12 protein-coding genes are annotated in these 14,401 nt (G+C 64.9%); 5 read left to right on the forward strand and 7 right to left on the reverse strand.

The features are described from left to right. Positions 1-118 precede the first annotated feature (118 nt). The 4 genes from K7G82_RS14715 to K7G82_RS14730 form a co-directional block, all read right to left on the reverse strand. Positions 119-952, reverse strand: coding sequence for an SDR family NAD(P)-dependent oxidoreductase (locus K7G82_RS14715; protein WP_343228583.1), 834 nt, complete (start codon positions 950-952; stop codon positions 119-121). Further along, the gene (locus K7G82_RS14720) at positions 879-3,215 is read right to left on the reverse strand and encodes a TonB-dependent receptor (protein WP_222990656.1); all 2,337 of its coding nucleotides are present in this window, start codon (positions 3,213-3,215) and stop codon (positions 879-881) included. Before K7G82_RS14720 ends, K7G82_RS14715 begins: the two co-directional genes overlap by 74 nt. A gap of 126 nt (positions 3,216-3,341) precedes the next feature. After that, positions 3,342-4,688: a tyrosine-type recombinase/integrase gene (locus K7G82_RS14725; RefSeq protein WP_222990657.1), complete on the reverse strand. Its 1,347-nt coding sequence runs from the start codon at positions 4,686-4,688 to the stop codon at positions 3,342-3,344. Positions 4,689-5,037: 349 nt separating this feature from the next. Beyond that, positions 5,038-5,475 carry a Rid family hydrolase gene (locus K7G82_RS14730; RefSeq protein ID WP_222990658.1) on the reverse strand — a complete coding sequence of 146 codons (438 nt, stop codon included), beginning with the start codon at positions 5,473-5,475 and terminating at the stop codon, positions 5,038-5,040. A 189-nt stretch (positions 5,476-5,664) separates the two neighbouring features. On the opposite strand from K7G82_RS14730, the gene K7G82_RS14735 reads away from it, so the two are divergent. The 4 genes from K7G82_RS14735 to K7G82_RS14750 are packed head-to-tail and all read left to right on the forward strand — an operon-like array spanning position 5,665 to position 9,597. After that, the gene (locus tag K7G82_RS14735) at positions 5,665-7,146 is read left to right on the forward strand and encodes an amidohydrolase family protein (protein ID WP_222990659.1); all 1,482 of its coding nucleotides are present in this window, start codon (positions 5,665-5,667) and stop codon (positions 7,144-7,146) included. Next, positions 7,143-7,967: an SDR family oxidoreductase gene (locus K7G82_RS14740; protein ID WP_425517270.1), complete on the forward strand. Its 825-nt coding sequence runs from the start codon at positions 7,143-7,145 to the stop codon at positions 7,965-7,967. The genes K7G82_RS14735 and K7G82_RS14740 overlap by 4 nt, the downstream gene beginning before the upstream one ends. Then, positions 7,964-8,845, forward strand: a complete 882-nt coding sequence (locus K7G82_RS14745) for a phytanoyl-CoA dioxygenase family protein (protein WP_222990660.1) — start codon at positions 7,964-7,966, stop codon at positions 8,843-8,845. The genes K7G82_RS14740 and K7G82_RS14745 overlap by 4 nt, the downstream gene beginning before the upstream one ends. Further along, the gene (locus tag K7G82_RS14750; protein ID WP_222990661.1) at positions 8,842-9,597 is read left to right on the forward strand and encodes an SDR family NAD(P)-dependent oxidoreductase; all 756 of its coding nucleotides are present in this window, start codon (positions 8,842-8,844) and stop codon (positions 9,595-9,597) included. Before K7G82_RS14745 ends, K7G82_RS14750 begins: the two co-directional genes overlap by 4 nt. Here the strand turns inward: K7G82_RS14750 and K7G82_RS14755 are convergent. Continuing rightward, positions 9,582-10,883 (reverse strand): spinster family MFS transporter, encoded by a 1,302-nt coding sequence (locus K7G82_RS14755; protein WP_222990662.1) that lies wholly within the window; start codon positions 10,881-10,883, stop codon positions 9,582-9,584. The two genes, K7G82_RS14750 and K7G82_RS14755, sit on opposite strands and share 16 nt — an antisense overlap. A gap of 169 nt (positions 10,884-11,052) precedes the next feature. Between K7G82_RS14755 and K7G82_RS14760 the strand changes: the two genes are divergently transcribed. Beyond that, positions 11,053-11,685: a TetR/AcrR family transcriptional regulator gene (locus K7G82_RS14760; protein ID WP_222990663.1), complete on the forward strand. Its 633-nt coding sequence runs from the start codon at positions 11,053-11,055 to the stop codon at positions 11,683-11,685. A 110-nt stretch (positions 11,686-11,795) separates the two neighbouring features. Here K7G82_RS14760 and K7G82_RS14765 read toward each other — a convergent pair whose 3' ends face one another. Both K7G82_RS14765 and K7G82_RS14770 read right to left on the reverse strand, forming a co-directional pair. Next, positions 11,796-12,734 carry an SDR family NAD(P)-dependent oxidoreductase gene (locus K7G82_RS14765; RefSeq protein ID WP_246623565.1) on the reverse strand — a complete coding sequence of 313 codons (939 nt, stop codon included), beginning with the start codon at positions 12,732-12,734 and terminating at the stop codon, positions 11,796-11,798. Further along, the gene (locus tag K7G82_RS14770; protein WP_222990664.1) at positions 12,724-14,400 is read right to left on the reverse strand and encodes a class I adenylate-forming enzyme family protein; all 1,677 of its coding nucleotides are present in this window, start codon (positions 14,398-14,400) and stop codon (positions 12,724-12,726) included. Before K7G82_RS14770 ends, K7G82_RS14765 begins: the two co-directional genes overlap by 11 nt. Position 14,401 lies beyond the last annotated feature (1 nt).

Raw genomic sequence — 14,401 nt, forward strand, 5'->3', positions numbered from 1 at the left:
CCCTCTCTTGTGTCTTTCGTGCACGCTAGCATCACCTGCGCGCCTTGGCCGTTCGTCATCCAGCATGCCCTCGTTGCCGAGCGTGCATCGTTTCGCAAGGGCCCGGCGGCCACGGCGATCAGCGCAACAGCGTGGCGCCGCCATCGACTGTCCAGAACGCACCGTTGACGAAGGACGCAGCATCACTCGCCAGGAAGTGGACGACGCGGGCGATCTCGTCGGGTTGCGCGACGCCGGGCGGTGCAACGCCGGGCTTGCCCCCGGCCGCCTCGATCGCGCCACGCGTCGCTTCGGTGAGCACGGGTCCGGGCGCCACGGCGTTCACGCGGATACCAAACGGCGCGAATTCGCGCGCCATCACCTGCGTGGCAGCGGCGAGCCCGGCCTTGGACGCGGCATAGGCGGCCTTGCCTGGCCCCGGTCGCAGCGACTGCACCGATCCGATATTGACGATCGCCCCGCCCCGCCCCGCGTCCCGCATCATGCGCGCGACCAGTTGCGCGATGCGGACCGTACCCTTCAGGTTGACGTCGATCACCGCATCCCAGTGCGGCTCGTCGAGATCGAGGATCGGGCGAGAGGGGAACAGGCCGGCAGCGTTGATCAGGATCGCCGGTCTCTCGTCGCGTAGCGCCGCCGCTAGCGGATCGTCGATCGCCCAGTCGGAGATGTCGAGAGCGAGCACCGCCGCGGCGGGCATTTCGCGTTGCGCATCCGCCAACCCCGCCCCGTCGCGGTCGACCAGCAACAGGCGTGCGCCGGCCAGTGCCATGTGCCCGGCAATGCAACGCCCGATTCCCGAGGCGGCGCCGGTGACGATGGCGAGCCGGCCGTCGAGCCGGCTCGTCGCCTCCAGCGTCTGCGAGCTACGTCTCAGGCTAGAAATCCAGCCCGAGCGCGAAGCCGTAATAGCGCGGCCGGTTATAGGTCCCCGCCAGGATCGCGCCGAAATCGGTCGCGAAGGTCAGATAGCGGTTGTTGGTCAGGTTCTCGCCGAAGATCTGCGCGCGCATCTTGTGACCGTCGACCTCGAACGCCCAGATCAGGCGCGCGCTGTAATTGCTTTCCTTGCCGTAGAGCGGAACCTGCGCGGTGTTCGGTGCCTGGGAGAGCAAGGTGTAGGTGGGCGAATTGCTCTTGCCGGTATAATCTCCGCGCAGCGTGAAGCTGCCGGCCGATACCGTGTCGAACGTGTATTCGGCGCCGACATGATAGGTCCATTTCGGCACGTTGGCGAATTCCGCCTGGTCGGCAACGTTGGTCGGCACGCCCCCGACCGCGATGATATATTCCTGATATTCCGGATCGACATAACCGAGATTCGCGTCGATCTTGAGGCCCCCGAGCACGACCTGCCCCTCCACCTCGAAGCCGCGATAGCGCGCCTTGCCGGCATTGGTGAGCTGGTTGGTGTTGGTGACGATGCTGTAGCCGTTGACCTGCAGATCGTCATAATCGGTCTGGAACGCAGCCACGTTCAGGCGGACGCGGCGATCGAAGAAGTCGCTCTTTATGCCCGCTTCGTAGCTGCGCGCGGTCTCGGGGCCGAAGGGCGGCGCGCCGACGGTCGGCGCATTATAGCCGCCCGAACGGTAGGCCGAGGATGCACGGGCATAGAGCAGCACATCTGGCAGCGCCTTGTAACTGATCGAGCCCAGCCAGCCGACATTGTTCCACTTGTCGCCACGCGCCTGCGTCAGCGTGGTGGTGGTCGTCGTCGTGGAGACGGAACGGGAATCGAGTGTTTTCTTGTCCTCGGTGTAGCGGATGCCACCGACGATCTCGAGCTTGCCATCGGCGAAGGACGGCTTCCACCCGACCTGCGCGAAACCGGCATAGGATTTGGAATCGATCGAATAGCTGGTGCTGCGGTTCAACCGGATCGCGGCGGCGGCGGACAGCGGCGAATTGAGGATGGTGGTGATCGTCTCGTCCACCTTCTCGTCGTAATAATAGAGGCCGACGAGATAATTGAACTCGCCGACATCGCCAAGGAACTGCAATTCCTGAGTGAACTGCTTCTGCTGTCCCGGATTGGCCGGGGTCACGTGCGCGGTGACCCATTCGATCGGCTGGCCGGCCACTGCCGGATTGGCGACCGCGCCGCGGGTCGCACCGCCGCCGATGTTACCGCGCAGATTCTGATGGATCTCGTTATAGCCGGTGATCGACTTGATCGTCAGCGCGTCGCTGAACTGCTGTTCGACCGTCAGGACACCGCCATAGGTCTCCACCGCCGATTTTCCGTCGGTGCGTGGATCACGATAGCTGAAGTCGCGCGGCCCCGGCCCGATCGGGAATGCAGGGCCGTTCGCCGCGGCGGCATTGCCGAAATAGGCGCGCCCGACGGTCGATCCACCCAGCACTTCCCAGCCGGTATAGGAATTCACCTTGTTGTAGCGGCCGCGCAGGTCGACGGTCAGGTCGCCCAGATCGCCGCGCAGCGCGGCGCCGAACCCCCAGCTGTCGAGTGCACCACCCCATTTGGAGCGCGACACACCCGGCGTCTCCACCCAACCGTCGCGCGTATGCGACTGGGCCGAAACCTTCAGCGTGAACGGCGAATTGCCGAGACGGCCGAACTGGATGACCGCCGAACCCGTCACCTCGGAACGCGAGCCATAGGAGAAATCGGCCTTCACGCCGAATTCCTCGTCGGGGTTGCGGGTCGATAGCAGGATCGCGCCGCCCGTCGTGTTCCGGCCGAACAATGTGCCCTGCGGTCCGCGCAGCACTTCGACACTGGCGATGTCGGGCAGGTCGAAAGTGTTGCCGCTGGGCCGGGGATTGTAGACGCCGTCGATATACACGCCCACCGCCGGCTCGACATAGAGCGCGGTCGACAACGTGCCGATACCGCGGATGTAGATCGCCGGCGCGTTGCCGCTGCCACTGGCCTGCGTGATGCGCAGGCTCGGCGCGAGTTGGGTGATGCCCTCGATACGGACGATGTTCAGCGTTTCTAGCTGCGCGCCCGAGATGGCGCTGATCGAAAGCGGGGTTTCCTGCGAGCGCTCGGCACGGCGGCGCGCGGTGACGATGATGTCCTCGATGCGGCTTGATCCGGCCTCCGCCTGGGTGCTGTCCTCGGGCGCGCCTTGGGCGACGGCGGCCGTCGGCAGTGCGCCGAGAAGCCCTGCAACCAGGGCCGCCCCGGCGACGCCACGACGCAAGCGCCTGCGGCCGGCATGGAAATCCGACGAATCGATGCTCACTGGGTCCCTCTCCCTGATCTGCTCTTCTTTTACATCATTCTAAGAATGGCGTCGGGAAGGACAAATCTGAAACGGGCACAGGAGCAATTCAAAACGGGCATCGTGTTCCGGGCGGGAGACCGCGTGTCAGACAAGGATACGATCAGGCACCCGCTCCACAGGCGGCGTGTTGTCCGCCCTCGCCCCGCCGATCATAGGCACGACCGCGCGCGCGACCATTTCCTCGAGCCCTTCGGTGATCCAGCGCGAATAGTGCCGCTCGATCATGGCGACTGAGGTGTCGTGCAGGGCTGCGACCAGCCGGATCGGCAAGCCGCTGCGCAGGCCCCGGACGATCGACGAGTGCCTGAGTGCATAGGGAATGGTCGCAGTCGGCAGCCCGGTCGCATCGATGACTTTCGCCCAGAGCCGGGTCATCTCGCTGGCGGTCGTCCAGGCGCCGCGGCTGTCGCGGACCCAGTGCATTGCCGAGACCTGATGCATGCGCCACCGTTCCAGCAATGGCGCGCTGGCCGGACGATCGTTTACGACCGGCGCCAACGCGGAGATCACATCTGCGCCGACGGCGACCCGGATATATTCGACCGTCTTGCGCTTGCCCTTGAACGATTGCGGGATGAGCAGCCGGCTCTGGCCTGACTGGACGTCGCCGACAGTCATGCGGCGGAGTTGCGCGAACCGCGCGCCGGTCGCGGCGAGGAGGAGCACCAGCCGCCCGAAATCCTCATCGAGCCCGAGCGACTCCGCGACGATGCGGCGAATCTCGTCATCGGGCAGGATCTGGTTTTCGCGCGCGCGGGAGATGACCACGCCGCCGGTCTCGACCTGGAGCCCGTAACGGATGGCCACCGGCACATCGGCGGGAAGCGCACGCCGGTGCGTGAGATAGCCCTCGTTGAGCGCGGCCTTGAACTCGTTGACCACGCGCTGGCGGCTGGAGGGGGCCAGTCGCACGAGCCGCCCCTGCCAGGCGATCAGGTCGGCTTCGGTTAGCCGGGCAAGCGTCATGCCTGCTATTCTCCGGTCGGCGAGAACATGGGCCTTGAGCTTGTAATGGGCATCGGAGCGAACGGTGCGGCCGGCCTGCAGCGAACGGCGGGCGTCCCGCTTGCCGATATAGACCTTCACGACCTGCTCGACGGTTATCTCGGGATCGAGTTCGGCCTGTGGCGATGCTTGTTCGAGCTTGATCGCTTTCCAGCGGATCGCCTTGTCGAGTGCCTGGGGATAGCTGAGCACATGATCGCTGTCGGCAGGCAGTATGTCATCGGTCTGGCCGAGCCGCTCGGTCCAATAGCTGTCTTCCTTGTCCGGACAGCGCAGCCGCGCAACCCATGCCGCCTTGCGGCGTCCCCGATAGTAGCCGAGATGGAAGCCTTCCGTGATCGCGCGCCAATAGGGCTTCGCGCGGGGCTTGAGGCGCAAGCGTGAGGCGCGGGTCTGCAGCGGGAGATCGGCGACTGTCTTGGCCATCAGAGCAAAAAGGTCCAGAACTTGTCCAGTATTTTTACCCGGATTGCGACGGACGCTCAAGGATGATATCGCCTTAACTTATTGATTTTACTATTATCCAAGTGTGTCCAAGGGCGTTTTGACCCTGCCCTTTCACGGCTGAAACACGGGTTCGATTCCCGTAGGGGTCACCAATATTCTTGAATGCTTGGCGCAAAAGGCGCCAACGAATCGAGAGCATTGGATACACGCATCGATCGACGATATTGATCAGCCTGGGCGGTCGCTCGGCAACGCCGCAGGGCGGACCGGAATAGCTCGATCCGTAGCGAGTTCGCCCGATAGGCGGGTCATCCCTCCGGGTGGAAATTCAAAGCCCTGCTCCCCGCTCTGCGCAAGTCCGCACGGGAACCCGAGCAACCAGTTCGATCTCGACGATGCCACCTGGGGCCAGGAGGCCGGTCGTGCCGACTGCCGTCCACGCCGGCCAAGGCGCGCGCATGAATTCCCGCTTCACGTCATTGAAGGCAGCGAACTGTTCGAAGCGGTCTCCCTCGAAGTCGGGGCTGTCCCAAACATGATAGCTCCTGATCATGATCACTCGGGAAAAGTCGCTGCCGGCCGCGCGCAACGTCTCGGCGATCCGCTCGAAGGCGCGCCGCAGTTGCTGGCGCAGCGCTGCGCCGTCGCGCCCCTCACCGGGTTCGCGCGTCACGATCACGCCCGACATATACAGTCGGTCACCGTCCCAGCGGGACTGGGCAAAACCATGGTCGTCATGCGCGATCCGATCGGTCGGCGCCGACATCACGATTCCGCCGCCGGGCGCGTCGATACAGGCCGGCTGGACAGTGAGCACTCCGGCGGAAGCCAGCAACGACAGGAAATGAGGCATTGTCTTCTCCCGGCCACACGGCGCCGAAGGCCGCGTTGACATCACGATCTATGTGAGCTTATGCTCACATAACACAGATGATGGATTTGAAAGGGAGTTGGGATGCCGATCAGGCGTAGCGCGCTGACGCTGATGTTCGCGGCGGTGGCCGCATTTGCGCCGATGACAATGGCAATGGCGGCTGACGGCGACCTGATCATCCGCAATGCCCGTATCGTGGACGCGCGCGGCGAGCAGGGCGGCGGGCTGGCGACCATCCGCATCGTCAACGGCCGGATCGCGGCGATCGAAAAACAGGCACGCAAGGTCAGCGGCAAAGCAAGAGGCACGACCACCATCGACGCCGATGGCGGTCATGTCGCGCCCGGGCTGGTCGATGCGCATGTCCATATGATGTGGTCGCCCGGCTGCGCGCTGCAGCATCCCGACGCACGGACCGAGAATTGGAAGCAAACCTGCGGGAGGCTGTTGCCCGACTATCTGCGCGCCTATCTTGCGTCGGGCGTCACCACGATCGTCGACTTTGCGGGGCCGGGCTTCGTCCACAAGGCGATCCGAAAGCTCGAAGCCGATGGTGCCCCTTCGCCGCGCTATGAATATCTGAGCCCCGTGCTCGCAACCGCAGGCGGCTATGGCGGCGTGCCGCCGTTCGCCGATCCCGACTTCATGCTCGTCGCCAGCGAGGCCGATGTCGACCGCGCCTTTGGCAGCGCGCGCGAGGCGGGCGTGATCGGCGTCAAGGTGCTGCTGGAAAGCGGCTTCATCGATTTCCAGAAGATGCCGACCCATAGCGCCGGAATTCTCGCAAGGATCGGCACCGAAGCGAAGAAAAACAACCTGCCGGTCTTCATCCATGCTTCTTCCGAGGCCGACATGAACCGTGCGCTCGATATCGCCCCGCGCGGCCTGGCCCACACGTTGATCAATCGGGACACGCCGCTGTCGCAGGCCTTTATCGACCGCATGGCGAAAAGCGGCACCTTTCAGGTGAGCACGTTGCAGACGACCGACAGTTATCTCAACCGTCACGAACCCAGGCGGCTCTCCCGCCCCGGGCTGGAAGTCGTTCCCCCCTCCGAACTGGCCTATGCCCGCGATCCGCGCAACGGCGACCGCGCCGTCTCGCTTCTGTCGGGCAATCCCGATGATCCCGTTGCGGTCGAGCAGACCGCCGCGGCATTGAGCCCCAACAGCGTGAATCGGACGCTCAAGGTCAGCGAAGGCGCCATCCGCGCGCTTGCACGCGCCGGCGTGCCGATCGTGACGGGCAGCGACACCCCGCATCATCCCTTCGCCCTCTATTCATTCCACGGGCCGAGCTCGATTCGCGAAATGGAGTTGCTGGGCGAAGCCGGCCTCTCGCCAATGGAGGTGTTGACGGCATCGACGCTTACGCCGGCGCGGATGTTCGGCATCGACAGGGATCAGGGCACCGTCGAGATCGGCAAGATTGCGGACCTCGTCATCCTGAACGGCAATCCGGCGCGCGACATCGGCAGCTGGCACAAGATCAAATGGGTCGTGCGCGCCGGACGAGCCGCGACGCCGGCGCGCTGGCTCAAATTCCGGGACACGGCACGATGAAGGGAACCGACGTGATGGACACGGTGAAGATCGCGTCGCTGTTCGACGTTTCCGGAAAGGTTGCGCTGGTGACCGGTGGATCGCGCGGCATCGGCCTGATGATCGCTCGCGCCTATGCTGCAAACGGCGTCCGGGTCTATATCACCTCACGCAAACGCGATGCCTGCGAGGCCGCCGAGCGCGAACTCGGCGCCATCGGCGAATGCATCGCCATCCCGGCGGATCTGTCCAACGCGGAGGGGCGCGCCGCGCTGGTGGCCACGCTGAGCGCGCGGGAGGACCGGCTCGACATCCTGGTCAACAATGCCGGCACGACCTGGGGGGCGCCCTTCACGGAATATCCGGAAGACGGTTTCGACAAGGTGCTCGACACCAATCTCAAGGCCCCCTTCTTCCTGACGCGCGAACTGCTGCCCTTGCTGGAGGCCGGCGGCGAACGAGGCTCCGCTCGCATCATCAACATAGGATCGATCGACGGGATCAATGTACCCAGGCTGGCGCCCAACTATGCCTATGGCCCCAGCAAAGCCGCCGTCCATCACCTGACACGGGTGCTGGCAGTCCTGCTGGGGCGCAGGAACATCCGGGTCAACGCGATCGCCCCGGGGCCGTTCGACAGCAAGATGACCGAATGGACGCTGACCGAATATCGCGACCAGATCATTTCCCGCTGCCCGGTCGGACGGATCGGACGGCCCGACGACATGGCCGGCATCGCGCTCTATCTCGCTTCGCCGGGAGCGGACTATCTCAACGGAGTGGTGATTCCGCTCGATGGCGGCATCAGCATCGAAAACGGCAATATGAGTACCGGCGAATGATGGAGACGCGTTGTCCACCGCTGCCCGCCCCCAGCCGCGACATGGAACAGGCGCGCCGTGATCTCCGGGAAACCGGCTGCTGCATCATTCCGGATCTGTTGTCGCCCGATCAGGTGTCAGACTTGCTTGCCCGCACGCTCGAACAGGCCGAATGCGAGCGTGCGGCCGGCATCGCAAGCTGCGAATCCGGCGCGGGCCGTACGGCCTATGCCAATGACGGGCCCAACCAGCGTGTCTGGAATCTGCTCAACAAGGGCGATGCCTTCGCGCCGATTGCCGAGCATCCGCTGATCCTCGATCTGGTTCGCGACGTGTTGGGCGACGACATCCTCTTGTCCAGCCTGACCGCCAATATCGCCGGCAAGGGCGGAAGCGAGATGTTCCTGCACATGGACCAAGGATCGCTACCCGCTTATTTCAGCGAGCCGGTGGTGTGCAATGTCGCCTGGATATTGTCCGGCTACAGCGAGGAAGGCGGCGCCACACGGATCATTCCGAACAGCCACCATCTGGGCTATCGCCGGTCCGAAGAGATGCAGGGCAGCGCAACCGTCGCCGCGGCAGCGCCACCCGGTTCCGCGCTCATCTTCGAGGGGCGGATCTGGCATGCGACGGGCGAAAACCTGACCGACGATCCGCGCGTCGCCCTGCTCGCTTTCTACTCCAAGCCCTGGTTGCGCCAGCAGGAGAACGGCGTGGCATCTATCCGGGACGACGTGCTCGCCGGCGCAAGCGACACGCTGAAGACGCTGCTCGGTTTCCGAACCTGGGCGGCGCTTGGCGGGTTGGACGGCCACAACACCTATGGCGCGCCCTTCACCAGCCGCGCACGTGGATCGATAGGCCCGCTGGAGCGGGCACGCGGCCGGAAGCAATGACATGCCTTGCCGGCAAGGTCGCCGTCGTAACCGGCGGCAATCGCGGCATCGGCCTTGGAATGGCGCTCGCGCTGCTGGAAGCGGGCGCGCATGTCGCAATCTGGTCGCGCGGCGGCATCGGCGACAAGGCGGCATCCGCAATGCTGACACGCAAGGGCGCGAAGGCGATCGCGATCGGCTGCGACGTCACCGATGAAGCCGCGACCGCGGCGGCAGTCTCTCACACCTTGGCGCAATTCGGGCGGATCGACGCCTGTTTCGCCAATGCCGGTATCTCGGCAAGCACGGCCAGCCCGATCGGGCAACTCGATCTCGACGCCTGGCGCCGGGTCATGCAGGTCAATGTCGAAGGCGCTCTCATCACCGCCAAGCACGTCGTTCCGGCGATCGTCGATGGCGGGCGTGGCGGGCGCCTCGTCCTCACCTCCTCCACCGCAGCGCGATCCGGCATAGCGCAGCGATCCGCCTATCCGGCCAGCAAGGCGGCGATCGAGGCACTGTGCCGGTCGCTCGCGGTCGAACTGGCGGAGGACGGCATCACCGTCAACGCGATCGCACCGGGCTTCGTGAATTCGGACATGACCCGCCGGGCCGATCCCCGGCTGGCCGACCATTTCCGCAGCCGCATTCCCGGCGGCCGGCTCGGCGACCCCGCCGATATCGCGGGCCTTGCCGTTTTTCTGGCCAGCGACGAGAGCCGCTACATCACCGGCCAGACGCTGATCGTCGACGGCGGCTATTCGATCGGCTGACCGGCGCGATCGGCATCGAAACGCCGCGCACGGTCGATATCGGCGACGAAGACGGTTGACGCGGCGAGATAGAGCAGCGCGGCGAGCGCGTAACCACCGGTGACGCACAACAATGCAATCCGCAACGAATCCGCACCGATGGTCGTCGCCAAGGTGTCGCTCGCAACGCCCACGAAGGTTGGCCCCAATCCATAGCCGATCAGGTTGAGCACGAGCATCAGCAACGCCGCGGCCGTCACTCGCATGCGCATCGGGGCCACCGACTGGACGGCCGCATTGATCGGTCCGCCGCTCGCCCCCAACGCCAGCAGCGGCAGGATCAGAAAGGGCAGCGCGGCGACCGGATCGGCGAACAGGAAAGCCATGCCCTGGGACAAGCAGACGATGCCCGTCACCGTGGCGGGCAGCAGACAGTTCCAGCGCCGGTTGCGCCGGCCAAGCCGGTCCGCAATCAGCCCCGCCCCCAATATGCCGACAATGCCGAGCACGCCGGTCGCGGCGCCGAGCAGGAGGCCGATCTGGGTCATGCCAAGATGCGAGGCGCGATCGAAATAGCTTGGCAGCCACATCATCGTGCCGAAGCCGGCAAAGGATTCGAACGCCGCAGCCAGCGCCATCAGCGCCAGCGACCGGGTCCGGCCCAGATAGGCCAGGCACTCGCCGAGCCGGTGGCCGGCGGCCGAACCGCCGCTGCGGGCAGGCTCGACCAGCAACCGCTTCGCGACAACCGCCAGCAGGATGCCGGGAAGGCCGACGACGACAAGCGTCAGCCGCCAGCCGAACTGTTCGGCAAGCCACGCGCCCCCGGCCAGGCCGATCAGCGACGCGACCGGCACCGCCGTCGAATAGACCGCAAGCGCGAAGGCACGTGTCTCCATCGGGAAATGGTCTGCAATCAGTGAATGGGCGGTCGGGCTGCACCCGGCCTCCCCAACGCCCACGCCGATCCGTGCAAGCAGCAATGTCCAGAAGCCGGTCGCCGCGGCGCACAGCGCGGTGCACAAGCTCCAGGTGGCGATGCAGACCGACAACAGATTCACCCGTGATCCGTTGTCGGCCATCCGCGCCAGCGGGATGCCGGCGATCACGTAGAACAGCGCGAAACTGATCCCGGTGAGCAGACCGAGCCGGCTGTCGCTGAGCCCGAATTCCAGCTTGATCTGGGGGATGAGAACCGAAAGGATCTGACGATCGAGATAATTGCAGATGAAGATCAGCAACAGGACGATCAATGTCGTCCGCTGGCGGCCGGCGGGATCTGCAAGGGATGTTAGGGTCGTCGACATCGTTTTCGGCCAGCCGGGTCACGAGAGACACACGCCGCAAGGTTGTTGACCAGGATGTGCCGATCGTCTTTATGAGTTAAAGCTCACATACAGTCAAGCGAACCCTCCCTTTCCGTTGCGGTCGGTAGCCGATAGACGTTAGGAGTGGCGCCGGACGAACTGGAAGACCATGACCAAGCAGCAATTATCCCGAAGGGTCGAGCCGCGAAAACTGCCGTCGCGATCGAACTCGCGCGCGCGCGTGGAGGCGATTCTCGCGGCGACGCGGGAATTGATCTTCCGGCACGGACTCGAAGGGCTGACAACCAACCAGATCGCCGAACATGCGGGAATTCCGGTCGGATCGGTCTATCAATATTTTCCGAACAAGCAGGCCATCGTCTACGCGCTCATCCAGGACTGGCTGTCGGTGCTCGAGGACAAGCTCGACGCCTTCCCGATGGAAGATTATCTGCAAAAGGGGCGTGACTACGCCCTGCAGCAGATGTCGATGACGGTCACCGTCCCTTCGACGTTCGACTATGAGCGCAAGCTGGGCCGCATCCTGCTCGGCGCGATCGACCTGTATCCCGAATTGCGCGAGCTGAACGACGCGCATGTCGAGTTCTGCGTCGAATCCTCGGTCAAGTTCCTGAAGGCGGCCGGATCAAAATGGAGCGTCGCGCGACTGCGCAAGCTGGGCCGCTACATATTGGAGATACGCCGGACGCTCTATTACACGCCCGACGAGATCGTCGCCGATGCGATCAAGTGGCAGGAGATCGCCACCATCGCCATCATCTCGCAGTGCCTTGACGACTGATACCAGGATGCGATGAGTATGACTCATCGCATCCTGGTGAAGCCCGCGCGGCGCTTGAGCGTTCCAAGGTGCGGATGCGTCAGCATCCCTGCACCTTGGTATGAGGAGGCTCAACCACCGCCAGCCTCATGCCGCGCCATCCAGGCGCGGGCATTGTCCATGAACTTCACCGTCTGCGCGCGCGCGACGTCGTAGCGCGCCGCATTGCGCTCGTCGATCAACCGGCTCCAGCCGGCCAGCACAGCTTCGGGAGACACTCGCTCGGGGGGCAGGAAGATCCCCTGCGTCTCGATGATACGCGCGACCGCGAAGGTGCCGCCGCCCGCACATAATATGGTGCGATCGGGCGCATCGTCGCAGCACAGCACCACAATGCCGGCCGCGACGGATTCAGGCGTCATCATGCCGAAGGCGGCGCTTTCCTGGACGATGCCCTCGGTCATCGCCGTCCGCGCCATCGGCGCCAAGGCGTTGATGCGGATGCCGTATTTTTGCCCTTCCAGCGACAGGGTGTTCATCAAACCGACGACGCCCATCTTGGCCGCTCCATAATTGGACTGGCCGAAATTGCCGTAAAGCCCGCTCGATGAGGTGGTCATGACGATCCGGCCATAACCCTGCTCGCACATCGCGCGCCATACCGCGCGGCTGCACACCATGCTGCCGATCAGATGGACGTCGATGACGGCACGGAAATCGGCAGGCGCCATCTTGGCGAAGCTCCTGTCGCGCAGATTGCCGGCATTGTTGACCAGGATATCGACGCGTCCCCAATCCGTCATCGTCCTGCCGACCATCCCGGCAACCGCATCGGCGTCGGCAACATCGGCACTGTCGGCGATCGCCGTGCCGCCGAGCGCGACAATCTCGTCCGCAACCATCGCGGCGGCGGCCGGATCGCGGTCGTTCACCACCAGGCTGGCGCCGCGCACGGCAAGCGCCATCGCGTGCGCCCGGCCAAGCCCATTGCCCGCACCGGTCACGATCGCGACGCGGCCGTCGAGCCGCACCGGCGGCATGGTTCCGTGCCTTTCCTCATCAACCTGCATCGCGCGTCTCCGTCAGATAAACCTCCAGCATCCGCGCACAGGCGCGCCTGTCGATCTTGCCGATGGCGAGCCGGGGCAATTGCCCGTGCACGATCAGGATATGGCGCGGCCGCTGGTGCGTGCTCAGCCGATCATCCAGGAACCGGCGGAGCGCGGATTCTGCCAGTGATGCGCCCGGCACCGCCGCCACGACGATGCCGACTTCCTCGCCGAGCCGCTCGTCGGCGACGCCGATTGCCACCGCCTCCCTGACCATAGGGTGCGATCCGACCGCATCCTGCACATCGTTGCAGCTGATATTCTCGCCGCCGCGGATGATGATCTGCTTCAACCTGTCGACGATCGAAACGAAACCGTCCTCGTCGATGACCGCGATATCGCCGGTCCGGAACCAGCCATCGGCGAATGCCGCCGCCGTCGCCTCCTCGTCCCCGACATAGCACTCGAACAGCGCGCGCGTACGGACCTGCAGCTCTCCAGCGACACCGCGCGGAAGCACGATGCCGCCATCGTCGACGACACGCAGCGCCACCCCGGGCAGCGCCCTGCCCGCCGCACGCGGCCGCGCCCGATAATCGGCACCTCCGATCGCGGTACCGAGGGCATTGGTTTCGGTCATTCCCCATCCGGAAAAGCCGACGGCATGCGGATTGAGACCGGCCAGCGCCTCGACCTGGGCCGTGCTGCGTGCCGCGCCGCCGCCGCCGATCAGGCGCAGCGACGGCAGACCGCGCCCGGCTGTTCGCGCCGCGGCGACCAGATCGGCGCTCACCGTGGGCACTGCGGGGAAGAGCTGGATTTCTTCGCGGTCGATGAGGTCCAGGGCCTTCACCGCATCCCATTTGCGCATCAGTACGATCTTCTTGCCGCCACGAAGCGCGCGGATCAGGCCAAGCAGCAGACCGTTGATGTGAAACAGCGGGATCGGCAGCAGCGTATCGCCCGGCCTGTCATCCTGCGCACGGCGAAGCCCGGGATCATCGGCCCATTGCGTTGGGCAGCCATAGCCATTGTCCGCGAAATAGTTGAGTTCGAAGGCCAGCATCGCGTGGACGACGGCGCCATGGCTCGACAGCACCGCCTTCGGGAACTTCTCCGACCCCGAGGTAAAGATGATGCATGCCGGATCGTCCGGGCCGATATCGGGCGGGGCGAACGCTTCCGCGGTTTCGGAGAAATCACCGGCTGTCCGATCATCCCGCCGGATCAGCACAGGGATGCCGATATCGGCCAGCAGCGCGGCACGCTCCGTGTCGGCGATCACCAGCTTCACGTCGCATTGCCGGATCGCGCGTTCGATCTGCGGCCGATCCCACCAGCCGTTGAATGCGACCGATACCAGCCCGCCGGACACCGATGCGAGGAAGGCGATCACCCATTCGGGATAGTTGCGCATGGCGATCGCAACGCGGTCGCCCTTGACCAGGCCCATCTCGTCACGAAAGCGGATGGCGAGCGCACGGGCACGTGCGACGACGTCGCCATAGCTCAGCCGCTCATCCTCGTAGACGAGAAAATCCCGATCCCCATAAGCTGCGGCGTCCCCAACGAACGCGGCCAGCGATCGGGGGGCATTCGCGAAGAATGCCGCACCGGGCGCGTCGCCTTCGATCATTGCGTAAGGCGCGCCCGGCGCTGTCAGCGCCCGGATATTCCGCTGCTTCATG

The organism is Sphingomonas colocasiae, assembly GCF_019880585.1.
GTDB lineage: Bacteria > Pseudomonadota > Alphaproteobacteria > Sphingomonadales > Sphingomonadaceae > Sphingobium_A > Sphingobium_A colocasiae.